A 25,168-nucleotide genomic window follows, 5' to 3' on the forward strand; every position below is an offset into this window, starting at 1 on the left:
TCGGTCCCTTTCCGTCAGCGCAGGCAGTAGATTTCGACGCGGCGGTTCTGCTGCCACGCCGTTTCGTTGCTGCCCTGCGCGCGGGGCTGAAGTTCGCTGAAGCCCTTCACGTCCACGACGCGGGCACCGACGGACGCCGCGACCTGCGCGACCGCGCGGGCGCGGTTCTCGCTCAGGCGGACGTTGTACTCGTAGGAAGCACGTTCGTCCGTGTGGCCGTAGATGATGTAGCCGAAAGCATTCGCCTGCTGGAAGAAGGAGGCCAGCCGCTGACGGTTCGCACCGCTGATCTGGTAGGAGTCCGTGGCGAACAGCTGTTCGTTCGGCATGACGCCGCAAATTTCCTGACGGTGGCAGACGGGCCGGCCGTCACGCGTGCGGTGCGGGCTCATGTAGCCTTCCGCGCCGTCGTCCATCGCCCAGTGCTCGCACCCGTCAGGGTCGATCCAGATGCCCGGCCGGTAGACCTGCTGGGCTTCAGCCATGGTTCCGAAAGTGGACAGGCCGACGACCATGGCGGACGCCACCGCCCCCAAAGCCGCAACTGCCTTGTTGAGTGTGATTCTGGCCAATGCTTCGTCCTTTGCCTTTTCCCCCGCCGCGCCGATCGCTGGCTCAGCCAGGCATTTTTCGCCGCATAACATTAAAAAGCTTAGCAAATTTCTGACGCAAGGGAAGTGCTTTCCGCCAGATATTGTGGAGCAAGGGGAAACAATGGGGTTTATCTTGACGCCCCAGGCTGTGGACAAGTCAAATTATGAAAACACCGGTTGTATTTGTGGTCTGATGTTAACCTGATCTACACCAATTGTCCGGTCAGCGAATGCGGTGCCGCAGAAGTGATTCGCACGCGAGCGATCTGCCCAGCGAGCTCTTCCGGAGCGTCGGCATGTACCGCGAAAAGGTGATCGGACTTGCCGATCATCTGGCCCGGCAACCGCCCCTTCTTCTCGAACAGCACGCCGACTTCGCGGCCCACCATCGCCTCCTGCGCTTCGGTCTGCTGGCGCGACAGCAGCGCCTGTAGCCGGGCGAGGCGTTCGGCCTTCACGTCCTCGTCGACCTGTGCGCGCTCCGCCGCCGGGGTGCCCGGGCGTGTCGAATATTTGAACGAGTAGGCCTGCGCGTAGCGAACCTCTTCCACCAGATCGAGCGTGGCCTGGAAGTCCTCTTCCGTCTCACCCGGGAAGCCGACGATGAAGTCACCCGACATTGCTATGTCGGGCCGCGCAGCGCGCAGCCGCTCGATCAGCCGGAGGTAGGATTCCGCGTCGTGCTTGCGGTTCATCGCCTTCAGGATGCGATCCGATCCGGCCTGCACCGGCAAGTGCAGGTAGGGCATCAGTTTCTCGCAGTCCCCGTGTGCGGCGATCAGCGCGTCGTCCATGTCGTTGGGGTGACTGGTCGTGTAACGTATGCGGTCGAGCCCGTCGATTTTCGCGAGCTCCCCGACAAGGCCGGCAAGGCCGCCGTCGTGTCCGTGGTAGGCGTTCACGTTCTGGCCAAGCAGCGTCACCTCGCGCACGCCCGCTTCCACCAGCGCCTGCGCTTCTGCAAGCACACGGTCGGAAGGACGGGAGACTTCGGCGCCCCGTGTGTAGGGCACGACGCAGAAGGCGCAGAACTTGTCGCAGCCTTCCTGGACAGTGAGGAACGCGGTCGGTGCGCGGCGCATTTTCGGGCGCTGCTTCAGATCGTCGAATTTGCTCTCGAGCGGAAAGTCCGTATCGACCTGCCGCCCGTCCTTCAGTCGCCGCTCCATCTCGGGCAGGCGGTGGTAGCTCTGCGGTCCGACGACGAGGTCGACCATCGGCTGCCGCCGCATGATCTCTTCGCCTTCCGCTTGCGCGACGCAGCCGGCCACGCCGATCCGCAGGTCGGGCTTCGCCGCCTTCAGCGGCTTCATCCGTCCGAGCTCGGAATAGACCTTCTCCGCCGCCTTTTCGCGGATGTGACAGGTGTTCAGCAGGATCATGTCGGCATCTTCGGCCGAGTCAGTCTGAACATAGCCTTCGCCGCCCATGGCCTCGGCCATGCGCTCGCTGTCATAGACGTTCATCTGGCACCCGTAGGTCTTGATGAACAGCTTCTTCGGTGCATCAGTCATGCGTGCGGCCTTAGCAGAGTTCAGCGGGCCTTGGAACGGGGGAAGACCACGGGACAGCTGTCCGAGAGCGTGTTCGGCAGCGACCCAGGAGAGTTGGCCTGAATCGCAGCGAGGCGGTGCCGCGCATCTCTGAACCCGTCGCCGCCGCGGAGTGAGGCGCGCTTGCCAACTCGGGCGACAGGCGGCACATCTGGGATGAAGCGAGGGAGCGGACCATGCGCCATGCCAGCCTGAAGGCCTTCATCGATTCCGGTGCGCTCGCGCGGGGGCCGGTCGCGCTGATCTTCGCCGAAGACGATGTCGAGGTGCTCAGCACGCTGCGCCATCACCTTGAACGCGGTTTCAAGGTCCTCGTCTTGCTCGCCCCGCGTGAGCTCAGCGTTCCCCCCGAGATCGAGAAGCAGATCCATTTCATCGCTTGTGACACCCTCGCCGACGGGATCCTGACGCGGGTCGTGAACGACTGCATCGCGGCGGCGCCGAACGTCTGGTTCTACTACGGCTACAACGCCGAATACTTGTTCTATCCGTTCTGCGAGTATCGCTCGGTTGCGGAGGTGACGGCCTTCGCCGCGGAGGAACGGCGTGACTCGATCCTCACGTACGTCGTCGACCTCTACGCCGCCGACCTGTGGGAGCATCCCACCGCCGTTTCGATCGACAACGCGCATCTGGACAAGTCGGGTTACTACGCGCTGAACCGCAAGGACCGCTGGAACAATGACAAGGACCGGCAGATGGACTTTTTCGGCGGCCTGCGCTGGCGGTTCGAAGAGCATATCCCCGTTCCGCGCCGCCGGATCGACCGGGTCGGCCTGTTCAAGGCCGCGAAGGGGCTGGAACTGCGCCCGGATCACACGTTCAACGTCGAGGAGTACAACACCTATGCCTGTCCCTGGCACAACAGCCTGACGGCGACGGTCTGTTCCTTCCGCACCGCCAAGGCGCTGAAGCGCAATCCGGGCTCGACCTTCGACATCCCGACCTTCTGGTGGCACAACTCGACCTCCTTCGATTGGCACAGCCAGCAATTGCTGGACCTCGGCCTGATGGAGCCGGGGCAATGGTTCTGACCGGACGCCGGGAATGATCCTGTCCCGAGCGCGGCGCTACCTCTTCGTCCACATCCCCAAGACCGGCGGCACCGCTATGGCGCTCGCACTGGAAGAGCGCGCGATGGCGGACGACCTGATGGTCGGAGACACGCCGAAGGCGAAGCGCCGCAAAGGCCGCCTGAAAGGGGTGGAGACGCGGGGACGTCTCTGGAAGCATTCGACGGTCGCCGATGCCGAAGGGCTGTACGAGAGGGAAGAGCTCGACGGGCTCTTCATCTTCACTTTGGTTCGCAATCCCTGGGACCGGCTGGTGAGCTATTACCACTGGCTTCGGGTGCAGCAATTCGACCATCCCGCCGTCACGCTGGCCCGGACTTTGTCGTTCTCCGACTTCCTGTCGCACCCGCAGACGAGGTCCTCCGTCGCTGCGTCCGACTGTGCCAGCTACCTTCGGGATTCCGCCGGGCAGGAGCGCACAGCGCATTTCATCCGGCTGGAACAGCTTGCATCCGACCTCGTCCCGCTTGAGGCGCACCTCGGGTTCGGCCTGAGACTTCCCATCGCGAATGCCAGCGACCGCCCGCGCGACTGGCGCAATTTCTATTCCGACGCGGACGCGGCACTTGTCGCTCAACTGTGCCGTACGGACATCGAGCGCTTCGGCTACGGCTTCGACGGATAGGTCGTTTCCTTACGAAGAACAGAGAAGCCGAACTGCCGCATATTGTCGGTAATGGTCCGACCCGCGCCATATTTCCGCCCTCGTGCGACCAAAACTCCGTCGTGGGAATCAAATTTGGTCGAAATGTGGCCCGGCGTGGTGCCGAGGGCCAATCCATCGACAGGGACAGGTCATGCTGGATGTGAGGCGTCCATCATGGGAGGACCAACAACCGGTGAATGCCGGGGAATGGGGTTTGCGTATCATGCCATTCACCTCGACCGGGATCGTCGCCGGGACCAAGGTCGCCAGCTCCATGGGCTGGAAGCCGGTCGAGAACCTCTCCGCCGGCGATCTGGTCCTGACCTTCGACGACGGGATGCAGCCCCTGCGGGCCGTCCGCCATCAGGTTCTGAAGATCGAGACCGACCGCCGTGGTGCCGACTGGCCCCTGCGGGTGCCGCAGGGCGCGCTCGGCAATCAGTCGGAGCTCTACCTGCTGCCGCAGCAACCCGTCCTGATCGAGAGCGACACGGCAGAAGCGATGTCCGGCGATCCGTTCGTCCTGATCCTCGCCGGTGTGCTGTGCGGGGTTCGCGGTATCGAGCAGGTCGGCCTTTCCGGACGCGTCGAGGTCACGACGCTGGAATTCGCGGACGAGCAGCTGGTCTTCGCCAACGTCGGCACACTGTTCCATTGCGCTGCCCCAGCCACCGACAAAATCTCAACCCGGAGCTACGAGGTCCTGAGCCGGGAAGACGGCGAACTCATCGCCGCCTGCCTTCAGGACGAGGACTGGTCGGTAGACGCCGCGGTACCCCGCGCCGCCTACGCCTGACGTATCAGGCCGCTGCCTGCGCCTCGGGTCCGAACCGGCCGTAGAAGGTCTGGCCCTTCTCCGCCATCTCGCGCAGCAGGGCAGGGCAGCTGAACCGCGGGCCAAAACTCTCGGCCAGCTCATCGACCCGTGCGGCAGCGTAAGGCGTGCCGATCATGTCGAGCCACGAGAACGGACCGCCCGACCACGGCGCGAAGCCCCAGCCGAGGATCGCACCGACATCGCCTTCGCGGATGTCGGTGAGCACGCCTTCCTCCAGCGCCTTCACCGCTTCGAGCACCTGCGCGAACATCAGGCGATGCTGCACATCGAGCAGGTCCGGCTGATCGTCGGCAACCGCGTGCCAGTCCGACAGGCCGTCCCAGAATCCCTGCCGCTTGCCGGCCTCATCGTAGGCATAGAAGCCGGCCTTCGCCTTGCGACCAAGGCGGCCCTCGTCTGCCATGCGGAACATCAGTTCATCTACCGGGGCAGCCTCGGCGGGGTAGGCATCGCCCATGGCCGCCTTGGTCGCCTTGGCGATCTTCACGCCGAGGTCGATTGAGGTCTCGTCGATCAGTTGCAGCGGGCCGAGCGGGAAGCCAAGAAGCTTGGCGGCGTTCTCGATCAGCGCGGGCGAGACACCCTCCGTCACCATCCGGGCACCTTCGTTGAGGTAGGGGATGATGCAGCGGTTGGCGTAGAAGAACCGCGCGTCGTTGACCACGATCGGTGTCTTGCGGATCTGGCGGACGTAGTCGAGCGCCTTGGCGACTGCGCGGTCGCCCGTCTCCTTGCCCTTGATGATCTCGACCAGCGCCATCCGCTCCACCGGGGAGAAGAAGTGGATGCCGATATACTGACCGGGCCGCGAGGAGGCCTTAGCGAGGTCCGTGATAGGCAGTGTGGAGGTGTTGGTCGCGAAGATCGTGTCCTCGCCGATCACAGCTTCGACGCGGCCAGTGATCTCCGCCTTGACCTTCGGGTCCTCGAACACCGCCTCGATGATGAGGTCGCACCCGGCGAGGTCATTGACGTCGTCGGTCGGCGTGATGGCCGCGAGCATGGCGTCTGCCTTCTCCTGCGTGGTCTTGCCCCGCTTGATGCCCTTGGCGGTGTAGTCGGCGGTATAGGCCTTGCCCTTCTCGGCGGCCTCCTTGTTCTGGTCGAGCAACACGACCTCGATCCCCGCCTGCGCGGAGACGAGCGCGATCCCGGCGCCCATCATGCCGGCACCGAGCACGCCGACCTTCTTCACCGTCTGGTCAGGTGCATCGGGCCGGTTCGCACCCTTCTCGAGCGCCTGCTTGTTCAGGAACAGCGACCGGATCATGGCCGACGAGGTCGGGTTCATCAGCACGGACGTGAACCAGCGGGCCTCGATCCGGATGGCGGTGTCGAAATCGACCTGCGCGCCCTCGTAAATCGCCGAGAGCAGCGCCTTCGCCGCCGGGTAGACGCCTTGTGTCTGGTGATTGATCATCGCCGAAGCGCCCACGAACGTCATGAAGCCAGCCGGGTGATAGGGCGCGCCACCGGGCATCTTCCAGCCCTTCTGGTCCCACGGCTTGACGATGTCGGCGTCCTTCGCCTCGAGCACCCAGGCTTTCGCCTTGGCGAGCAGTTCGTCCGGGGCGACGACCTCGTCGATCAGCTGGGCGGACTTGGCGGCTTTCGGCGCCTGCATCTTGCCTTCAAGCAGCACCGGCGCGGCCTGCATCGCGCCGACCATTCGGGAATAGCGTGTCGTGCCACCCGAGCCGGGGAACAGCCCGACGAGGATTTCCGGCAGGCCGATCTTGCCTTTGCCGTCCGCCATGAAGCGGCGGTGGCAGGCGAGCGCGATCTCCATGCCGATCCCGGCGGAGGTGCCGGGAATGGCGCAGGCCACCGGCTTGCCGCCCTTGTTGGTCTTGGGGTCGAGGCCCGCACGCTCGATCTTCCGCAGCACGCGGTGGCCCTGCATGGTGAAGTCGAAGAGCGCCTGCGCCGGCTCGTCGCCTGCCTCCGCCCGGATGCGGGCGAGCACGTTCAGGTCCATGCCCCCCGCGAAGTCCTTCTTGGCGGAGGTGATGACGATGCCCTTCACGGTGTCGTCGGCAAGGGCCTCGTCCATCAGGCTGTCGAGCGTCTCGAACGCCTCGCGGGTCATCACGTTCATCGAACGCCCCTCGGCGTCCCAGCTGATGACGGCCACGCCGTCCTCGTCACGGGTCAGGGTGAAGTCGGTCATGCGCTCTCTCCTCCGGGAGGTGTGAATTTCGGCCAGGGCGTGCCGTCGAGGTGCGTGTAGCCCTCGGGCGTGGCGAGCAGGTCGAGGCCGGGGTAGTGGCAGATGTTCTCCGGATCGCGGGTCCCCATGATGAGGTAGACCGCGTCCCGGTCAGTGTGGTTCTTCAGGGTGTGCGCGACCTCGACACCGGCGGGCCAGCAGCAGCTGTCACCGGGGCCGATGATCGTCTCGTCGCCGTTCTCGACCACGGTAAGATTGCCCTCGAGCATGTAGAGGAACTCATCCTCGTGGCTCTCCCAGTGCATCTGGCTGGACTGGCCGCCGGGATGCAGTGTCTCGAGCGCGACACCGTACTGGCTCAGGTGGCCCTCCGTGAGGTGCCGGTAGGACAGGTTGCCCCGCCCCTGGTTGTAGGGCTCGGGGTAGTTCGAGACGCCTGGAGTGAGCGCGACGGAGTTCTTGCGGATGATCATCTGTCTTCCTCTCCTGGGTAGGATGGGGCGGGCCCCATCCTACGTTCCGGCCCCTGTTTTCGGGGGATAGGGCGTTCCGTCCACATGCGTGAATCCCGCACCGTCGCGCCTGTTCAGCACGAGGTCGACGCCCGGATAATGCACGAACTCGTCCCGTCGCCGGGTCCCGGTGATCAGATAAGTCGCGCGCCGGCTGCCCATGTTCCGCATCTCGTGAGACACCGGTACGCCCGCCGGCCAGCAAGCGGCTTCACCGGCCCGCAGGACGTGCGGCACGTCGTCCTCGAACACGGTCAACTCGCCGTCGAGCAGGTAGAGGAACTCATCCTCCGACTCGTGCCAGTGCGCCAGTGCGCCGTGCTCTCCGGGATCGAGCCATTCCACGCAGGCACCGAACTGTTCCAGCTTGCCCGCGTAGGACAGCGGGATCGTATGGCAGAGCCCGCCCGGATCGACCGCGTCCGGGTAGTTGGAGGGCAGGTGCTCCGCCTCGACCGATCCGGCTTTCAGGATCATCGTGCGCCTCAGACCCGCTCGATGATGGTGGCCGCGCCCATACCCGACGCCACGCAGAGCGTCGCGAGTCCGGTCGACTTGCCCTGCCGCTCCATCTCGTCGAGCAGCGTTCCAAGGATGATCGCGCCGGACGCGCCAAGAGGGTGGCCCATGGCGATCGCTCCACCGTTCACGTTCAGCTTGCCGTGGTCGACGTCGAACGCCTGCATGAAGCGCAGCACGACGGAGGAGAACGCCTCGTTCACCTCGAAGAGGTCGATGTCGTTGATCGACATGCCGGATTCGGCGAGGATCTTCTCGGTCACCGGCACCGGGCCGGTCAGCATGATCGTCGGATCGGTGCCGATCTTGGCCGTCGCTCGGATGCGGGCCCGCGGTTTGAGGCCGAGCGCCTCGCCCCATTCCTTGCTGCCGACCAGTACGCCGGCGGCCCCGTCGACGATCCCGGACGAGTTGCCGGCATGGTGAACGTGGTTGATCCTCTCGAGGTGCGGGTACTTCATCAGCGCGACCTTGTCGAAGCCGGGCATCACCTCGCCCTGGTCCTTGAAGGACGGCTTCAGCGCGCCGAGCGCCTGCATGTCGGTGCCGGGACGCATGTGCTCGTCCCGGTCGAGGATGGCGAGCCCGTTCACGTCGCGCACCGTGATGACGCTGTCGCCGAAGCGCTTCTCGTCCCATGCCTCGGCGGCACGCTTCTGGCTCTCGACGGCGAAGAGGTCGACGTCGTCCCGGCTTATGCCGTACTGCGTCGCGATGATGTCGGCACTGATGCCCTGCGGGACGAAGTAGCGTTCCATTGCCACGGTCGGATCGACCGCGACCGCCGCTCCGTCCGAGCCCATCGGCACGCGGCTCATGCATTCCACGCCGCCGGCGATGTAGCCGCCGCCCGCGCCGCCCCGAACCTGGTTCGCGGCGAGGTTCACCGCCTCGAGGCCCGAGGCGCAGAAGCGGTTGATCGACAGGCCGGGGATGCGCTCGTCCAGATCGCTGGCCAGAACGGCGGTCCGGGCAAGGCAGCCGCCCTGTTCCTTCACCTGCGTGGCATTCCCCCAGATGACATCCTCGACGGCGGCACCCTCGAGGTTGTTGCGCTGTTTCAGTTCGTTCAGCACCACGGCGGACAGCCGCAGCGAGGTGACTTCGTGCAGCGAGCCGTCGCTGCGCCCCTTGCCGCGCGGCGTGCGGATCGCATCGAAGATGTAGGCGTCGGTCATTGGCTCCTCCGGAGGTCAGCTCGCGGGCGGAAAGGCCCGCTGCATCAGGTCGTATGGGGGCTTCCAGCCCGGCAGCGCCGACAGTCGGTCGAGCCAGGCATCGATGTTGGGCCACTCGCCGCGGTCGAAGGCGAACGGCTCTTCGTAGAACAGGTAGCCGGCGCAGGCGCAGTCGGCGATCGTGACCTTGCCGGAGGCGATCCAGTCGTTTCCTGCCAGGTGGGCCTCGAGGATTTGCAACGCGGCCCTGAAGCGACCGGTCATCCAGTCGATCACCGCTTGGTCGCGCTTGTCCTCGGGCAGGAAGTTCATCATGAACCGCAGCGGCCCGGCCTGGCCCGACAGCTTCTGCGTGTCGAACAGGATCCAGCGGGACACCTCGCGCCGGTCGGCTGCGAAGGTTCCGCCGAGCTCACCGGTGATGGTGCTGATGTAGTCGAGTATGTTGCCGGACTGCGAGACGGTGACATCGCCGTCGACCAGCACCGGAACCTCGCCCATCACGTTGATCTTCCGGAACTCGGGGGACCGCGTCTCGCCGTTGAAGAAATCGACGTGGACCGGCTCCCAGCTCTCGTTGAGCAGTTCGAGCGCGAGCGCGACCTTGTAGGCGTTTCCGCTCTCTCCAAAGCAGTAGAGCTTCATGACGTCACCTCGCTGAAGCTGCGACGCGCCCGGACAGACCCGCCGGCAGAAGTATTTTTGGCCAGATGAGGCGAGCCGTAACGCTTCCTTATGTCCGTCGTGCGAAACGACGGGCACGGTACAGGCTGGAGAGCCGATGACCGTGCCAGGTGACGCCCCGCCGCGCGGATAGACAGGGTTACCAATCCCTTGAGGCCCGTGGCGGGGCGGAGCGCCGCTCTTTCATCTGGCTCCAAATACTCCACCACGACAGCTGTCACATGCGCTCCGCTCATCGTTTCCGTGCCTCCAGCTCCGAATTGAACAACCGCAGCCGATGCTCGAACGTGTCCTCGTTTATGACGCTGTCGAAATGCTCGAACAGAAAAGACAGCGCCTCGCCCTCGTCCAGGCCGGAGTCGGAGGCGAAGCGCCGAAGTCGGCGATAACCGTCTTCCGTCATGGCGACGGGAAAGCGGCGGGTCAGTCTGAAACGCTTTGGCATCGGGACCTCTGCGGGAATGCGTAGGATGGGGAGAGTCCCCATCCCGCAACCTAGAAGTTCGAGGCGTCGAGCGCCATCACCGGCTTGGCTCCGCTCTCGATCCTAGCGAGGTGCATCGCGACCGCTGGAAGCTGGCGCGCCATGAAGTACTTCGCCGTCGCCACCTTGGCCTCGTGGAACTCGGGGTCGGCGGTGCCGGCGGCCAGCGCCTCGGTCGAGACCTTGGCCATCTGCGCCCACATGTAGCCGAGGCAGACGTGACCCATCATGTGCATGAAGTCGTAGCTGCCGGCGAGCGCATTGTTCGGCGCCTTCATGCCGTTCTGCATGAAGTACATGCCGGCCTGCTGAAGCTGTTTTGACGCGGTCTTCAACGGCTCGACGATGTCGCGCGAGAAGTCCTCGTGCCCGGCGTTCTCCTTGCACCAGTCCTTGATGAGCTCGAAGAACGCCATGATCGGCTTGCCGCCGTTCGCGGCGAGCTTGCGGCCGACGAGGTCGAGCGCCTGGATGCCGTTGGTGCCCTCGTAGATCATGGTGATCCGCGCGTCGCGCACGAACTGCTCGATGCCCCATTCGCGCGTGAAGCCGGACCCGCCAAGCGTCTGTTGCGCCAGGACCGTCGTCTCGAAGCCCTTGTCCGTCAGGAACCCCTTCAGGACCGGCGTCAGGAGCGAGGCGAGCCCCTCCGCCTCGGCATCGTCATTGCGTTGCGCCCGGTCGATGAGGATGGCGCCCCAGTAGATCAGCGCACGGGCGCCTTCGACGAAAGCTTTCTGATCCATCAGGTTCCGGCGCACGTCCGGGTGGACGATGATCGGGTCGGCCGGGCCGTCCGGGTTTTTCACACCGGTCACGTCACGGCCCTGGAGGCGCTCCCGGGCGAACCCGAGCGCGTTCTCGTAGGCGACGGCGCCCTGGGCGAAGCCCTGCAGCGCGACGCCGAGACGCGCCTCGTTCATCATGGTGAACATGGCGCGCATGCCCTTGTGCTCCTCGCCGACGAGGAAGCCGGTCGCGCCGTCGTAGTTCATCACACAGGTGGCGTTGCCATGAATGCCCATCTTGGACTCTAGGCCGCCGCAGCTGACTGCGTTGCGATCGCCGAGCGAGCCGTCGTCCTTCACCATGAACTTCGGCACGATGAAGAGGGAAATACCCTTCGTCCCCTCCGGTCCGCCGGGGATCTTGGCGAGCACGAGGTGGATGATGTTGTCGGTCAGGTCGTGTTCACCGGCCGAGATCCAGATCTTCTGGCCGGTGATACGATAGGTGCCGTCCTCCTGCGGTTCGGCCTTGGTCTTTATGAGCCCAAGGTCCGTGCCGCAGTGCGGCTCGGTCAGGTTCATCGTACCCGACCATTCGCCGCTGTTCATCTTAGGCAGGTAGGTCTGCTTCTGATCTTCGGAGGCGTGCGACTGCAGGGCCGTAATTGCCCCGTGCGTCAGCCCCTGGTACATATTCAGAGCCATGTTGGCGGACACGAACATTTCGCCCGTCATGCAATAGCTCATGTAGGGCATGCCCTGGCCGCCATATTCGGCCTGCGTGTCTAGGCCGAGCCAGCCGCCGTCCCGGATTTGCCGATAGCCGTCCTTGAACCCGTCCGGCGTGCGAACCACGCCGTTTTCCAGGGTGCAGCCCTGCTCATCGCCAACGCGGTTGAGCGGGGCGAGAACCTCTGAAGACAGCTTTCCGCATTCCTCGAGGATCGCTTGAGTGGTGTCGCGATCCAGGTCCGCGTAGCCCGGAATATTGAGCGTGCTGATCTTCAGCAAGTCGTGAAGGACGAAATCCATGTCCTTCGTCGGCGGCGTGTAAGTCGGCATTTCCGGTGTTGCTCCCCTCTCCGGTCCGACTCCGCCTCAGGCGACAGCCGGCTTCATGTTCCGTTTCTCGAGCTGTTTCGCACCCCATTCGAGCTGCACTTTCAGCTCGGAGATCGCCTCGTTCAGCTCGTCCCGCTGCGCTTCCATCTCGGCGAGGTGGTGGCGGGCCAGTTCGAATGTGCGGTTCAGTTGCTGTTCGCTCTCGCCCATGTCGTACAGGTCGAGCAGCTGGCGGATCTCCTCGAGGGAGAAGCCGAACCGTTTGCCGCGGAGGATGAGCTTCAGCCGGGCGCGGTCGCGCTTGGTGAAGAGCCGTTTCTGCCCCTGACGGATCGGGGACAGCAGCTCCTTCGCCTCGTAGAAGCGAAGCGTGCGCGGGGTCACCTCGAATGCGTCGCACATCTCGCGGATCGTCATCGTTTCTTCTGTCATGTCGTGCCTCTCGATTACACACGGTAGGTCGGTAACGAGCGGGCAGGTGAACAGTTCGACTTCACCTTACAAGCACTCCTTACCAAGACGTAAACGGAACGCCGCGTCATTTGCGAAATGACGAAAGGTAAGCAAAATCGCCCGCCCCCGAGAGGCAAGATTGTTACCCTTCGCATCGCCATGGTCGGGCGCTTCGAAGAAGTGTAACCTGTCTTATTCAAAAGGTATTGTCGCGGGGTCAGGTGTCGCGGTCGCGACTCTTCGCCGGTCCCGATTGCTTGGGTCGGCGGGTTGTCTCCTACCCGAGGGACTCGGCCGTCCGGTCGCGCAGGGACTTCAGTTCGGCAATCGTCTCGTCCAGCTGCCTTTGTTGCTCACGCAGCTCCACCAGCTGATCGTCCGCTCGCTTCACCCATTCGCGCATCTGGGCCTCGTTGCCTTCGCTCTCGTATATCTGGAGCCACTGGCGGATGTCTTCGAGCGGAAAGCCGAATTTTCGCCCCCGCAGGATCAGCGTCATGCGGGCGAGTTCGCGCGGTCCGTAAAAGCGGGAGCGTCCTTCACGTTCGGGCGACAGGAGCTCGATGTATTCGTAGTAGCGCAGCGTCCTCGGCGTGACGTCGAAACGCTCACACATCTCTTTGAAAGACAGTCGCTCAACGGTCATCGCACACCCTTTCGGGTCGTGATCTAGCGCGCGAGACGCTCCCCTTCAACGGGATCAATTCATGAAGCCGGGCGCGAAGACGTGAAATCCGTAAGCCACGATGACAGCGGGGATCGCGGAATAGAACGTCGCCCAGAACGCTGCTTTGGGGTTGAGAGCAATCGCCGGGAACAGCGCGTCCCCATCGTTGGAGATCGCATTGCCGATCAGCGCGGCGAAGGGGACGAGGCCGTTGATATAGAGCGTCGTCACCAGAACCTGCGGCCCACAGCCGGGCACGAAGCCGATTGCGATGCCGATCAGCGGCAGGATGGGTCCGATCGCCGAGAACCAGCTTGCGAGGTCGAGGCCCGCGAAGACCGTTGCGTATTCATAGAGCGCGAACGCGCCGAGCACCCAGACGGTGATGAACGACGTCTCTTCCGCGGTGCGGGTGACCGGTGCGTCACCGGAGTTAGTCATCGCGTCGACGCTGGAGGTCGACCAGATGAACAGCCCTGTTGCGATGCCGGCGAGCGACAGCACCAGCGGAAGTGTCTCGCCGACGTAATCCGCCGGCTCGATCTGGGCGAGCCCGGCGATGCCGAGCGCGAGGCCGGGGATTGCGAGCGCGATGTAAAGCATGTCGCGCGGGCGGATGTCGCCGATGCGCGGCACCAGTTCACAAGACGGTTGCGGCACTGCTTCGAGGTGCTTCGGGCCCCAGGCGTCGATCAGCCAGCCGGAGATGATGCCGACCACGAAGGAGATCGGCAGCACGACAGCAGCGACTTCCGGCCGCGTGGCGAGCAGCAGGAACGCAGCGTCGCCCATGGTCGCCGTCAGCGTGGCGACCACCGCGCCGAACCGGACGTTGCCGGATGAGTAGGCGGCCACCACCACGACCGCGCCGCCGCAGCCGGGCGTCGCGCCGAGCAGCGAGGCGAGCGGCACCTGCCAGCCCTTCGCGTTGCGAAGGCCTTCGCCAAGGTCGAAATTGAAGAGCCGCTCCGCCCCGTAGAACAGCATAAGCGTCGCCGCGACGAAGACCGCCACGCCGACGTAGGCGTCCATCATCAGGCCGCGGGTGACCTCGCCGAACTGCCCCGGCACTGCCGCCGCGCCCAGCAGAAGCGCGGCCACTGCGAGACGGCGCCACCGGAACGGTCCGAAGCGGCCGCTCGCGGTGTCGCTTGTGCTGAATGCGTCGATGAGGTTTGACATGAGGGCCCGGTTGAGACATTAGTTGAGAATAATTCGCAATTGCACATATATCTCTTGCGCCCGGTTTGGCAAGGGTTTTCCTAGCGGCGATACTGACGACGGGGGCCGAAATGGCGGCACAGACGAAGAAAGAGGCATCCGAAGCTAGGCTTGAACTCGCCCGGAAATTCATTGCTTCGCTGCCGCATTCGCAAGCGCTCGGAATGGCGATTACGGACATCGGACCCGGCACGGCGACGATCGAGATGGGCTATGACGCGCGCTTCGTCGGCGACCCCGATACCGGGGTCATTCACGGAGGCGCCGTCTCCGCGCTGATGGACACCTGCGGCGGCGCGGCGGTCATGGCGCACCCCGACTCTCCCGGCGGCACGGCCACGCTGGACCTGCGCATCGACTACATGCGTCCGGCAAGCGCCGGTCAGCGGATCGTGGCGGAGGCGGAGTGCTACCACCTGACCCGTTCGGTGGCGTTCGTGCGGGCCACAGCCTTTGATGAGGATGCCGAGCGGCCGGTTGCCACTGCGACGGGGGCCTACACGGTTCTCGGGGCAGGGCGCTGATGGCTCGTCCTCCCGAACCCGTTCAGGTCGTGAAACAACGCCGGGATGCGGCGCTCGACTGGCTGGTCGACGGCGTGCCCTACATCCGCTTCCTCGGGATCCGCTTCGACCGGCGCGGGGACGAGTTGACGGCAGTTCTTCCTTATAGTGACCACCTGATCGGCAACCCGGCTCTTCCGGCGCTCCACGGCGGCGTCACGGCGGCTTTCCTCGAGACATGCGCGCAAGTCGTGCTGGCCTGGGAGCTGCTCTGGCCGATGGTGGAGGCAGAGGGCTTCGACATGGCCGCGCCGCCCTCGCGGGCGTGGCCGAAGACCATCGACCTGACCGTCGACTTCCTGCGCTCCGGCCTCCCGCGCGACGCTTATGCGCGGGCCCGGGTCACGCGGTCCGGCCGGCGCTATGCCTCCGTCCATGTGCAGGGTTGGCAGGATAATACCGACCGTCCCTTCGCGCAGGCGACCGGCCACTTTCTGATGCCGTCTCGCGATGAGTGAGATCGCCGCCGCATATCGCCCGGTCACCAACCGCCGGGTCATGAAGATCGCCGGGCCTATCGTGCTGTCGAATGCGACGGTCCCGATCCTCGGCATCGTCGATACCGGTGTCGTGGGGCAACTGGGAGAAGCCGCGCCCATCGGCGCAGTCGGCGTCGGCGCCGTCATCCTGACCGCGTTCTACTGGCTCTTCGGGTTCCTGCGCATGGGCACCGCCGGCCTTGCGAGCCAGGCGCACGGGCGCGGCGACGGGGCCGAGGTCGCGGCGCTGCTGGTCCGCGTGCTGATGGTGGCCGGGACTGCCGGCACGGCGATCATCCTGCTGCAGCTTCCGCTTTTCGCGGGGGCGTTCCTCGTATCCCCCGCTTCGGATGAGGTCGAGCAGCTCGCTCGTGGCTACATTAGCATTCGCATCTGGTCGGCGCCGGCGGCGATCGCGATCTACGGGATCACCGGCTGGCTCATCGCGTTGGAGCGGACGCGCGCCGTGCTGGTGATCCAGGTCTGGATGAACGGCCTGAACATCCTTCTCGACCTGTGGTTCGTCATCGGGCTCGACTGGGGCGTCAACGGCGTGGCGATCGCGACCTTCCTAGCTGAATGGAGCGGTTGCATCGTCGGTCTCTGGCTGTGCCGGGACGCGTTTCGCGGCTCCGCGTGGCGGGACTGGCCGCGTGTGTTCGACCGTGTCCGGCTCAAGCGGATGGCACAGGTCAACACGGACATTCTGATCCGCTCCGTCCTGTTGCAGGCGATCTTCGTCAGCTTCCTGTTGTTTGGTGCGGACTTCGGGGACGTGCAGCTCGCCTCGAACCAGATCCTGCTGCAGTTTCTCCAAGTGACGGCCTTCGGGCTCGATGGGTTCGCCTTCGCGGCTGAGACGCTGGTGGGCCAGGCATTGGGCGCCGGGCGACGGACGGAGCTGCGACGGGCCGCGCTGCTGACCTCCGCGTGGGGTCTCGGAATCGGGGTCGTGCTGGCCCTCGCCTTCGCGACAATTGGCCCGGACCTGATCGACCGGATGACCACCGCGCCGGAAGTGCGGGAGGTCAGTCGGCAATATCTCTACTACATGGTGGCAGCGCCGATCATCGGGGTCGCGGCATGGATGTTCGACGGCATCTATATCGGTGCGACACGCACCCGCGACATGCGCAACATGATGTTGGTATCGACCGCCGCCTACTTCCTCGCGGTCTACCCGCTGATGTGGCAGTTCGGAAACCACGGGCTCTGGATCGGGCTGTTGTTCAGTTTCGTTGTACGAGGGGCGACGCTCGCCTACCGCTACCCCGCGCTCGAGGCCGAGGCGGAGGGCTGATTCGACCGCTTCGACGGCCCTGTCCCCGGATTTGCTGACGCCCGCTGCCGTCCTGCGAGGCACTCCCTGCATCACATCCCGGTCATTCCGGCGGATTGACGCCGGCGTAATCCACGGGATCGGCGGAAGATGCGTGCACCGCATCGTCGGCATGGCGCAAGGAATGGTCCCCGCAGCGCCGGAAGTTGGATGATTTTGCAAAAGAAACGGGACGTACGGCAATTCGCCGTTTGTGTCGTCGGGTCACATTTCCAAAGCACTTGCACTTTTTTGCGTCATTCAATTGGATCGGGTCACCGCTGACCCGGCGGCAGAAGCCGCGCGGGCAAGACGTACGTTCTGCAACAAGAACGACAGACCAGGGAGATTTGGCATGAATATCAGACACACTCTCAAGGCCACGACGGCCGCATTGCTCGTGACCGGGGGCGCCGCGTTCGCCCAGGACGACGCCATGACCGGGCCGAACGGCGAAGCGCTTGCCGAGAACCAGACCTTCACCTACCGCGTGCTCGACGAATTCCCGTCGATCGACCCGAACCTCATCGAGGACGTCGAGGGCTCCGCCATCGGCCGGAACCTGTTCGAAGGTCTGATGAGCCAGAACGACAAGGGTGAGGTCGTCCCCGGCGTGGCCACCGGCTACGAAGTCTCCGAAGATGGCATGACCTACACCTTCACGCTGCGTGAAGACGCGACCTGGTCGAACGGTGAGCCGGTCACGGCCAACGACTTCGTCTATTCCTGGCAGCGTGCCGCCGATCCTGCGACCGCCTCGGAGTACCAGTGGTACATGGGCCTCATGGCCATCGAGAACGTCGATGAAGTCATGGCCGGCGACATGGAGCCGTCCGAGCTCGGCGTTACCGCCGTCGACGACTATACGCTCGAAGTCAAACTGACCCAGCCGCTGCCCTATTTCCCGCAGATGGTGACGCACACCACCACGTTCCCGGTCCCGCAGTCGGTGATCGAAGAGTTCGGTGACGAGTGGACCCAGCCGGGCAACATGGTCGGCAACGGTGCCTACGTTCTCGCCGAGCGCGTTCCGCAGGAATACATCACGCTCACCAAGAACGAGAACTACTGGGACGCCGAGAACGTCTACATCGAAGAGGTCACGGCCCTCATCATCAATGACGAGAACGCCGCCCTGACCCGTTGGGAAGCCGGCGAGTTCGACCAGACCGACGTTCCGGCCGGCCAGTTCCCGCGCCTGAGCGAAGAGTATCCGGACGAGGCGATCTCCGTTCCGAACCTCTGCACCTACTACTACAACGTGAACCTGACCGATAAGGGTCTCGAAGCGCTTCAGGACCCGAACGTCCGGACCGCGCTCTCGATGGCCATCGACCGTGACGTCATTGTCAACAACGTCACCGCCGGCGGTCAGCTTCCTGCCTACTCGCTGACCCACTCGGGTACCGCGGACTTCGAAGTTCCGGAAATCGAGATGGCCGACATGACGCAGGAAGAGCGTAACACCAGGGCGCAGGAGCTTCTCGCCGAAGCCGGCTACGGCCCGGACGGTGAGCCGCTCGAAGTCGAGATCATCTACAACACGTCCGACGCCCACCGCTCCATCGCGGTCGCCATCGGCCAGATGTGGAGCCAGACCCTCGGCATCGAGACGTCGCTCGGCAACCAGGAGTGGCAGACCTACCTGACCACCCGTGGTGAGAAGGACTACCAGGGCGTCGCGCGTGCCGGCTGGTGTGCCGACTACAACGAAGCGTCCTCGTTCCTCGACATCATGCAGTCGGACTCCGGCTACAATGACTCGGGCTTCGAGAGTGCCGAGTACGACGAGCTGCTGGCCGAGGCCCGCACGGCCGAAGACCCGCTGCCGCTCTACCAGCAGGCCGAGGAGATCCTCGTCGCCGAGCAGCCGATCCTGCCGATCTACTTCTACACGACCGTGTTCATGCTCGACAGCTCCATCCAGGGCTGGCCGCTCGAGAACGCGCAGGACAACTGGTACGCCAAGGACCTGTATCGGGTCGCCGAAGGCGAATAATCCGACTTCGTGATTTCTATGCTCGCGCCCCCTTTCACCGGGGGGCGTGAGCCCTTGGCATTTTCGGGTCGGGTCCCCTCATGTTCAGCTACATCTTGCGCCGCCTGCTTGTCGCAGTCCCGACGCTCCTCATCCTGGTGGTCATCTCGTTCATCCTGATGTTCGCGGCCCCCGGCGGCCCGTTCAACAGCGAGCGTCCGCTGCCACCACAGGTTCTTGCCAACATCCAGGCGCAATACGGGCTGGATCAGCCCTACTGGAAGCAGATGGTCGACTACGTCTGGAACGTGGTCACCAAGTTCGACTTCGGTCCGTCCTTCCAGTACCGCGACCGTTCGGTGAACGGCATCATCGCGCAAGGTTTCCCGGTCACCCTGACCTACGGCATCTGGTCAGCGGTCATCGCCGTCATCGTCGGCGTTACGATCGGCATCGCCGCGGCGATCCGCCAGAACACATGGCTCGACTACGTTTCCGTCGGCTTCTCGATCGGCGCGCAGGCGCTGCCGAACTTCGTGATGGCGCCGCTCCTCGTGATCGTCTTCACGCTCTGGCTTGGCTGGTTGCCGGGCGGCGGCTGGCGAGGCGGTCAGTGGGAATACGTCATCATGCCGGTCATCGCCCTGTCCACCTCCTACATGGCGTCGCTCGCGCGGATCACGCGGAGCTCGATGCTGGAGGTCCTGAATTCCAACTTCATCCGCACGGCAAAGGCCAAGGGGCTTCCGATGCGGCGGGTGATCCTGCGGCATGCGCTGAAGCCCGCGCTGCTGCCGGTCATCAGCTACCTCGGCCCGGCCTTCGTGGGCATGATCACCGGCTCCGTCGTCGTCGACGTGGCCTTCTCCACCGGCGGCATCGGGCAGTTCTTCGTGAACTCGGCCTTCAACCGGGACTACGCCGTCATCATGGGTATCACGATCCTGTTCGGGATGCTGACCATCGGGTTCAACCTGATCGTCGACATTCTCTACGCCTGGATCGACCCGAAAATCCGGTATTGAGGAGGCCGAGAGATGAGCAAGCACGCAAATCCCGACGCCGACATGATCGACGACGTCGAGCACACCAACGAAATCCAGGGCCGCTCGCTCTGGCGTGACGCCCGGGCCCGCTTCATGGCCAACCGCGCCGCGCTGTTCGGGCTGGTGGTCCTCTGCTTCGTCGTGATCTTCGCAGCGTTCGGCGGGCTGATCGCGCAGTTCGAGCCGGACTACGTCGACTTCTCGTTGATGGGCTCCAATGCCTACATGGGCACGCCGTCCATCGAGACCGGCCATTACTTCGGCGTCGACTACGATGGGCGCGACCTGTTCGCGCGAACCGTGATGGGCACGCGCATCTCGCTGCTCGTCGGCGTGGTCGGGGCGGTCGTCGCCGTGGTGGTCGGCACATTGTATGGCGCCGTCGCCGGCTATGTCGGCGGTCGGGTCGACAATGCCATGATGCGGACCGTCGACATCCTGATGTCGATCCCCTTCATGTTCGTGCTGATCCTGATGCTGGTGATCTTCGGACGCTCGATGCTGATGCTGTTCCTCGGCATCGGCCTGATCTCCTGGCTCGACATGAGCCGGATCGCCCGCGGGCAGACCCTGTCCATCAAGAACACCGAGTTCGTAGAGGCCGCCGTCGCCACCGGCGTCCGGCCCCTGACGATCATCATCCGGCACATCGTGCCGAACCTGCTCGGCATCGTGATCGTCTACTCGACGCTTCTGGTGCCGCAGATGATCATCTTCGAGAGCTTCATCTCCTACCTCGGTCTCGGCATTCAGGAGCCGAACACCTCTCTCGGGGCGCTTATCAATCAGGGCTCGGAGCAGCTGAACAACGGCACGCTCTGGATGCTGACCTATCCGCTTGTATTCTTCCTCATCACGCTGTTCGGCTTCTTCTTCGTCGGAGACGGCCTGCGTGATGCACTGGACCCAAAGGACCGCTGAATGGCGCTGCTCGAAGTCGAGAACCTAACCGTCACGTTCCAAACCAACGACGGCGAGGTCAAAGCCGTCAAAGGCGTGGATTTTCACATCGAACCGGGCGAGTGCCTCGGCATCGTGGGGGAGAGCGGCTCCGGCAAGAGCCAGTCCTCGCTCGCCGCGATGGGGCTTCTGGCCCGCAACGGCGTGGCCGGCGGATCGATCCGTTTCGACGGGCGGCAGCTGCTGACGGCCAAGCCGTCCGAGCTCCGGTCGATCCGGGGCAACGAGCTGTCGATGATCTTCCAGGACCCGCTGACGGCGCTGACACCGCAGCTCACTATCGGTCAGCAGATGACCGAGGTGCTGCAGATCCACAAAGGCATGAGCCGCCGGGAGGCAGCGACCGCCTGCGTCGACTGGCTCGAAAAGGTCCGCATCCCCGAGGCGCGGCGCCGTCTGAAGCAGTACCCGCACGAACTGTCGGGCGGCATGCGTCAGCGGGTGATGATCGCAATGGCGATGCTCTGCGGGCCGCGGATGCTGTTCGCGGACGAACCGACGACCGCGCTCGACGTGACGGTGCAGGCGCAGGTGCTCGACCTGATGGACGAGTTGAAGCGCGACACCGGCACGGCCATCGCCCTCATCACGCACGACATGGGCGTCGTGGCGCGGATGTGCGACCGGATTATCGTCATGCGGCACGGTGAAGTGGTCGAGACCGGGACGGCCGACGACATCTTCTACAACCCGCAGCACGAGTACACGAAGATGCTCCTCGACGCCGTGCCACGCATCGACGATCCCGACCGTGGCGACCGCCCGGCGATCGACCCGATCGACGACGAGACGGCGGAGACGCTGCTGACTGTCGACGACATGAAGATCCATTTTCCGATCCGCATGTCGAAGGGTCTGTTCGGCACCACCAAGATGCTGCGCGCCGTGGATGGCGTGTCGTTCGATCTCCGCAAGGGCGAGACGCTTGGCGTCGTCGGCGAGTCGGGCTGTGGCAAGTCCACCCTGGCACGTGGCGTGCTGAACCTGATCCCGCCGACGGACGGCTCCGTCGCGTGGATGGGACGCAGCATTTCCGGCGCCGAGAAGTCCGAGATGCGCAAGATGCGCAAGGACCTCCAGATCGTCTTCCAGGACCCGCTGGCGAGCCTCGATCCCCGGATGACGATCGGTGCCTCCGTCGCCGAGCCGCTGAGGGTCCACCAGCCCAAACTCCGCGGCAAGGAGCGCGAGGCCGAGGTCCGCAAGATGCTCGATCGTGTCGGGCTCAACCCCAACATGATCAACCGCTACCCGCACGAACTGTCCGGCGGGCAGAACCAGCGGGTCGGAATCGCACGGGCGATGATCACGCGACCTAAGCTCGTGGTCTGCGATGAGGCAGTGTCCGCGCTCGACGTCAGCGTTCAGGCCCAGGTGGTCGATCTGCTGATCGACCTGCAGAAGAGCATGGGCCTGACGATGATCTTCATCAGCCACGACCTGTCGGTCGTGCGAGAGGTCAGCCACCGGGTTATGGTGCTCTATCTCGGACGGGTGGTGGAGTTCGCCGACCGCGACGAGATCTACCGCAATGCGGTCCATCCCTACACCAAGGCGCTGATCGCCGCCGTGCCGCATCCCGACCCGAAGGTCGAACGAAACCGCGATGCCGTGCGTCTGCAGGGCGACCTGCCGAGTCCGCTCGACACGCGCGCGCCGCTCCGCTTCCTGAAGTCCGAGCTGATCGACGACCCCGATGCGCAGCAATATCAACCCAAGCTGGTGGAGATCTCGCCGAACCACTTCGCGGCGGAGCATGACGCGTTCCTCGGCAGCGAAGGGCTGAGGGCCTGAGGCGGTGCCGATAGATCCGGCCGCCTTCCGGCATCATCCGGCCCTGGAAGGACGCATCGTCGATCCCGACGTCTCCTTCTACCGGACGATGCAGCCCGCCGACATGGACGAACGCATGGCGGAGCACGGCGTGGGCCCCGACTGGCGCCACACCGACGAGCATCGCGAGGCGACCCGCCGTGCGTTCTTCGATCGGCGTGAGGATCGCGGCGACCTCTGGGTCTTCGCCTATGGCTCTCTGATGTGGGACCCGGGCTTTCGCTTTCAGGAGGTCTGCCGCGCACGGGTGATCGGCTGGTCGCGGAGCCTCTGCCTTGTCGACCGGTTCGGCGGACGGGGCACGAAAGAGGCGCCGGGTCTGATGGCCGCCCTCGACCGGGGCGATCATTGCGACGGGCTGGCGTTTCGCATCAGGGCCGACGAGGTCGAGCATGAGACGGAGATCCTCTGGCGTCGCGAGATGATCGCGCCCTGCTATCTGCCGGTCTTCGCCCGTGCCGAGACGGTGCTTGGCGAGATCGACGTGCTGACCTTCGCCGCCGACTACGACGCCTACATGATCGAGGCGGAGATCACCCGCCCCGAACAGGTGCAATACCTGCGCACCGGGCAGGGCTGGCTCGGCACGAGCCGGGAGTACCTCGAAAACCTGCTCGACCAGTTCAAGGCGCTGGAAATCCGGGATCCAGAGCTCGAGTCGCTGATGGAAGAGGTGGATTCCCTGACCTGACGCGGGCGGCATGCCATGTGATCCCCATCTGTGTCATAGTCGGCGCAAGAGGGGATCAGTGATGTCGGACGCGAAGTTCTGGAACCGCATGGCCAGGCGTTACGCCCGAAGCCCGGTCGGCGACGAAGAGGCCTACCGCGCAAAGCTGGCGAAGACGCAGGAGTTTCTTGGTCCGGGGAGCGAAGTGCTCGAACTGGGTTGCGGGACGGGGACCACGGCGATTCACCACGCGCCGATTGTGCGTCACATCGACTGCGTCGACTTCGCGGAAGGTCTGCTCGATATCGCGCGGCAGAAGGCGCGGGACGCCGGCGTGACCAACATCACCTTCATCCAGTGCGCGGCGGGGACCTATCCGGTCAAGCCGGCCGCCTACGACATGGTGATGGCGCATTCTCTGCTGCATCTGCTGCGGGATCGGCAAGCATTGCTTGGCCGGATACATGACATGCTCCGGCCCGGCGGCCGGTTCGTGTCCAGTACCGCGTGTCTCGGCGACAACCGTCTGTTGTCGACCGTCCTGCCGCTCGGCAGCAAGCTCGGCCTGTTGCCGGCGCTCGCTTTCTTCACCGAAGACGAGCTGATCGCGGAGGTCGAGGCGGCGGGGTTCGAGGTCGAACATCGCTGGACCCCGAAACCCAAAGCCGCGATGTTCCTCATCGCAAGGAAACCCTGAGGAGGGCGCCATGCCGCGATATCACGGCTCCTGTCATTGCGGGGCGGTCAGGTTTGCCGTCGACGGCGAGATCACCGAACTGACGCGCTGCGACTGCTCGCTCTGCCGCCGGAAGAACGCGCTGATGGGCGCCGTGCCGGAGGCGGCGTTCGAAATGCTGTCCGACTGGGAGACCGTGGCGCTCTATCAGTGGAACACGAAGGTGGCGCGGCATTATTTCTGCAAGACCTGCGGGATCTACACGTTCCATCGGAAGCGCTCCGCTCCGGATCACTACGGCTTCAACGTCGAGTGTCTCGACGACTTCGATCCGTCCGGGGTCCCGGTCCGGCAGGCCACCGGATCGACCATGTCGGTCGAGGGGGCGCAGGCGCGAAAGGCGTAGAGCGGACCAAGGAAACGGCGACGTTTTCGCGTCCAACTTCAATGGCTTGTTAACCCACCCTGCTTTCAAATTTTCGTCGAAAATTTGGGGCGGGGACCCTTGTTGGCGGCGCCGGGCGATCCCCGTCAGATCACCCGGCAGCCGAAACTTCTTCCATACCGCATCACCCCCGTCGTGCGGCACCGCCGTACAACGCGAACTTGCACGGCCAAGCCAAGACGTTTATAGGCCCCCGGTGGCCCGGAACGGGTCCGAATCCAAACCAAGAAATGCCGTGTCCCTCCCAAGATCGCTTCGGGGAGGTTTTCCGGCGAAGGAGAAGCGACATGAAACTGAACGAACTCCGGGACAATCCCGGCGCTACCAAGAAACGCATGCGCGTTGCCCGTGGTCCCGGCTCTGGCAAGGGCAAGATGGGTGGCCGCGGTATCAAGGGCCAGAAGTCCCGTTCGGGTGTGGCCATCAAGGGCTACGAAGGCGGCCAGATGCCTCTCTACCAGCGTCTGCCGAAGCGCGGCTTCAACAAGCCGAACGCCAAGAGCTACGCCGTCATCAACCTCGGTCTGATCCAGAAATTCATCGACTCGGGCAAGCTCACCGGTGACATCACCGAAGAGAGCCTCGTCGAATCCGGCGTCGTCCGTCGCAAGAAGGACGGTATCCGCGTCCTCGCCAAGGGCGATTTCAATGCCAAGGCCAACATCACCGTGACCGGCGCGTCGAAAAGCGCCATCGCGGCTGTAGAGAAGGCCGGTGGCACGCTGACCGTCGCACAGGCGGCAGCCGCCTGAACCGGGTTGTGAGCGGGCTCTCGCCCGCTTACATCATGGCCTATCCTTTTCGCGCCGCCATCCGAGG

The 25,168-nt window shown here is 64.4% G+C and carries 27 protein-coding genes; 15 read left to right on the forward strand and 12 right to left on the reverse strand.

Translation table 11 applies throughout. The annotated features are described in order from the left end of the window. Positions 1-14: 14 nt before the first annotated feature. On the reverse strand, positions 15-515 hold the full coding sequence (locus I8N54_RS01745) for an OmpA family protein (protein WP_140194229.1): 501 nt from the start codon (positions 513-515) through the stop codon (positions 15-17). Here I8N54_RS01745 and I8N54_RS01750 point away from each other — a divergent pair. Beyond that, positions 514-798: a hypothetical protein gene (locus I8N54_RS01750; RefSeq protein ID WP_140194228.1), complete on the forward strand. Its 285-nt coding sequence runs from the start codon at positions 514-516 to the stop codon at positions 796-798. The two genes, I8N54_RS01745 and I8N54_RS01750, sit on opposite strands and share 2 nt — an antisense overlap. A 1-nt stretch (position 799) precedes the next feature. Here the strand turns inward: I8N54_RS01750 and miaB are convergent, their stop codons facing one another. Next, on the reverse strand, positions 800-2,107 hold the full coding sequence (miaB, locus tag I8N54_RS01755) for a tRNA (N6-isopentenyl adenosine(37)-C2)-methylthiotransferase MiaB (protein ID WP_140194227.1): 1,308 nt from the start codon (positions 2,105-2,107) through the stop codon (positions 800-802). A gap of 215 nt (positions 2,108-2,322) precedes the next feature. On the opposite strand from miaB, the gene I8N54_RS01760 reads away from it, so the two are divergent. The 3 genes from I8N54_RS01760 to I8N54_RS01770 all read left to right on the forward strand — a co-directional run bounded on the left by I8N54_RS01760 (position 2,323) and on the right by I8N54_RS01770 (position 4,661). After that, positions 2,323-3,180, forward strand: a complete 858-nt coding sequence (locus tag I8N54_RS01760; RefSeq protein ID WP_140194226.1) for a hypothetical protein — start codon at positions 2,323-2,325, stop codon at positions 3,178-3,180. A gap of 13 nt (positions 3,181-3,193) precedes the next feature. After that, positions 3,194-3,844 (forward strand): sulfotransferase family 2 domain-containing protein, encoded by a 651-nt coding sequence (locus I8N54_RS01765; RefSeq protein ID WP_140194225.1) that lies wholly within the window; start codon positions 3,194-3,196, stop codon positions 3,842-3,844. 244 nt (positions 3,845-4,088) lie between these two features. Next, the gene (locus tag I8N54_RS01770) at positions 4,089-4,661 is read left to right on the forward strand and encodes a Hint domain-containing protein (protein WP_197097539.1); all 573 of its coding nucleotides are present in this window, start codon (positions 4,089-4,091) and stop codon (positions 4,659-4,661) included. A 4-nt stretch (positions 4,662-4,665) separates the two neighbouring features. On the opposite strand, the gene I8N54_RS01775 is transcribed toward I8N54_RS01770, so the two are convergent. The 10 genes from I8N54_RS01775 to I8N54_RS01820 form a co-directional block, all read right to left on the reverse strand. Next, a complete protein-coding gene (locus tag I8N54_RS01775) occupies positions 4,666-6,873 on the reverse strand; it encodes a 3-hydroxyacyl-CoA dehydrogenase NAD-binding domain-containing protein (RefSeq protein ID WP_140194223.1) in 2,208 nt (735 codons plus the stop codon). Further along, the gene (locus I8N54_RS01780; RefSeq protein WP_140194222.1) at positions 6,870-7,346 is read right to left on the reverse strand and encodes a cupin domain-containing protein; all 477 of its coding nucleotides are present in this window, start codon (positions 7,344-7,346) and stop codon (positions 6,870-6,872) included. Before I8N54_RS01780 ends, I8N54_RS01775 begins: the two co-directional genes overlap by 4 nt. Before the next feature lie 39 nt (positions 7,347-7,385). Beyond that, on the reverse strand, positions 7,386-7,862 hold the full coding sequence (locus I8N54_RS01785) for a cupin domain-containing protein (protein ID WP_140194221.1): 477 nt from the start codon (positions 7,860-7,862) through the stop codon (positions 7,386-7,388). 8 nt (positions 7,863-7,870) lie between these two features. Continuing rightward, positions 7,871-9,082, reverse strand: coding sequence for an acetyl-CoA C-acetyltransferase (locus I8N54_RS01790; protein WP_140194220.1), 1,212 nt, complete (start codon positions 9,080-9,082; stop codon positions 7,871-7,873). A 15-nt stretch (positions 9,083-9,097) separates the two neighbouring features. Beyond that, positions 9,098-9,727 carry a glutathione S-transferase family protein gene (locus I8N54_RS01795; protein ID WP_140194219.1) on the reverse strand — a complete coding sequence of 210 codons (630 nt, stop codon included), beginning with the start codon at positions 9,725-9,727 and terminating at the stop codon, positions 9,098-9,100. A 271-nt stretch (positions 9,728-9,998) separates the two neighbouring features. Continuing rightward, a complete protein-coding gene (locus I8N54_RS01800) occupies positions 9,999-10,211 on the reverse strand; it encodes a hypothetical protein (RefSeq protein WP_140194218.1) in 213 nt (70 codons plus the stop codon). A 50-nt stretch (positions 10,212-10,261) separates the two neighbouring features. Then, complete coding sequence (locus I8N54_RS01805) at positions 10,262-12,040, reverse strand: acyl-CoA dehydrogenase C-terminal domain-containing protein (RefSeq protein ID WP_140194217.1); 1,779 nt, start codon at positions 12,038-12,040, stop codon at positions 10,262-10,264. 36 nt (positions 12,041-12,076) lie between these two features. Then, entirely contained in the window at positions 12,077-12,472 is a 396-nt protein-coding gene (locus I8N54_RS01810; protein WP_140194216.1) for a MerR family transcriptional regulator, read from the reverse strand. 298 nt (positions 12,473-12,770) lie between these two features. Next, positions 12,771-13,139, reverse strand: coding sequence for a MerR family transcriptional regulator (locus I8N54_RS01815; RefSeq protein ID WP_140194215.1), 369 nt, complete (start codon positions 13,137-13,139; stop codon positions 12,771-12,773). Positions 13,140-13,193: 54 nt separating this feature from the next. Continuing rightward, positions 13,194-14,342: a putative manganese transporter gene (locus tag I8N54_RS01820; protein ID WP_140194214.1), complete on the reverse strand. Its 1,149-nt coding sequence runs from the start codon at positions 14,340-14,342 to the stop codon at positions 13,194-13,196. A 110-nt stretch (positions 14,343-14,452) separates the two neighbouring features. Here I8N54_RS01820 and I8N54_RS01825 point away from each other — a divergent pair, with 110 nt between their 5' ends. The 11 genes from I8N54_RS01825 to rplO all read left to right on the forward strand — a co-directional run bounded on the left by I8N54_RS01825 (position 14,453) and on the right by rplO (position 25,101). Beyond that, positions 14,453-14,905 (forward strand): PaaI family thioesterase, encoded by a 453-nt coding sequence (locus I8N54_RS01825; RefSeq protein ID WP_140194213.1) that lies wholly within the window; start codon positions 14,453-14,455, stop codon positions 14,903-14,905. Then, positions 14,905-15,402 (forward strand): PaaI family thioesterase, encoded by a 498-nt coding sequence (locus I8N54_RS01830; protein WP_140194212.1) that lies wholly within the window; start codon positions 14,905-14,907, stop codon positions 15,400-15,402. Before I8N54_RS01825 ends, I8N54_RS01830 begins: the two co-directional genes overlap by 1 nt. Next, positions 15,395-16,723 carry an MATE family efflux transporter gene (locus tag I8N54_RS01835; RefSeq protein WP_140194211.1) on the forward strand — a complete coding sequence of 443 codons (1,329 nt, stop codon included), beginning with the start codon at positions 15,395-15,397 and terminating at the stop codon, positions 16,721-16,723. The genes I8N54_RS01830 and I8N54_RS01835 overlap by 8 nt, the downstream gene beginning before the upstream one ends. Positions 16,724-17,096: 373 nt before the next feature. After that, positions 17,097-18,740, forward strand: a complete 1,644-nt coding sequence (locus I8N54_RS01840) for a peptide ABC transporter substrate-binding protein (protein WP_140194210.1) — start codon at positions 17,097-17,099, stop codon at positions 18,738-18,740. An 80-nt stretch (positions 18,741-18,820) separates the two neighbouring features. Then, entirely contained in the window at positions 18,821-19,744 is a 924-nt protein-coding gene (oppB, locus tag I8N54_RS01845) for an oligopeptide ABC transporter permease OppB (protein WP_140194209.1), read from the forward strand. Between the two features lie 12 nt (positions 19,745-19,756). Further along, positions 19,757-20,686: an ABC transporter permease subunit gene (locus I8N54_RS01850; protein ID WP_197097538.1), complete on the forward strand. Its 930-nt coding sequence runs from the start codon at positions 19,757-19,759 to the stop codon at positions 20,684-20,686. Beyond that, complete coding sequence (locus I8N54_RS01855) at positions 20,687-22,519, forward strand: ABC transporter ATP-binding protein (protein ID WP_140194208.1); 1,833 nt, start codon at positions 20,687-20,689, stop codon at positions 22,517-22,519. A gap of 4 nt (positions 22,520-22,523) precedes the next feature. Then, positions 22,524-23,249, forward strand: coding sequence for a gamma-glutamylcyclotransferase (locus I8N54_RS01860; protein ID WP_140194207.1), 726 nt, complete (start codon positions 22,524-22,526; stop codon positions 23,247-23,249). Positions 23,250-23,310: 61 nt separating this feature from the next. After that, positions 23,311-23,925, forward strand: a complete 615-nt coding sequence (locus I8N54_RS01865) for a class I SAM-dependent methyltransferase (protein WP_197097537.1) — start codon at positions 23,311-23,313, stop codon at positions 23,923-23,925. 10 nt (positions 23,926-23,935) lie between these two features. Then, entirely contained in the window at positions 23,936-24,310 is a 375-nt protein-coding gene (locus tag I8N54_RS01870) for a GFA family protein (RefSeq protein ID WP_140194205.1), read from the forward strand. A 326-nt stretch (positions 24,311-24,636) separates the two neighbouring features. Further along, positions 24,637-25,101, forward strand: a complete 465-nt coding sequence (gene rplO / locus I8N54_RS01875; protein WP_140194204.1) for a 50S ribosomal protein L15 — start codon at positions 24,637-24,639, stop codon at positions 25,099-25,101. Positions 25,102-25,168: the final 67 nt, after the last annotated feature.

Source organism: Pelagovum pacificum (genome assembly GCF_016134045.1).
Taxonomy (GTDB): Bacteria; Pseudomonadota; Alphaproteobacteria; order Rhodobacterales; family Rhodobacteraceae; genus Oceanicola; species Oceanicola pacificus_A.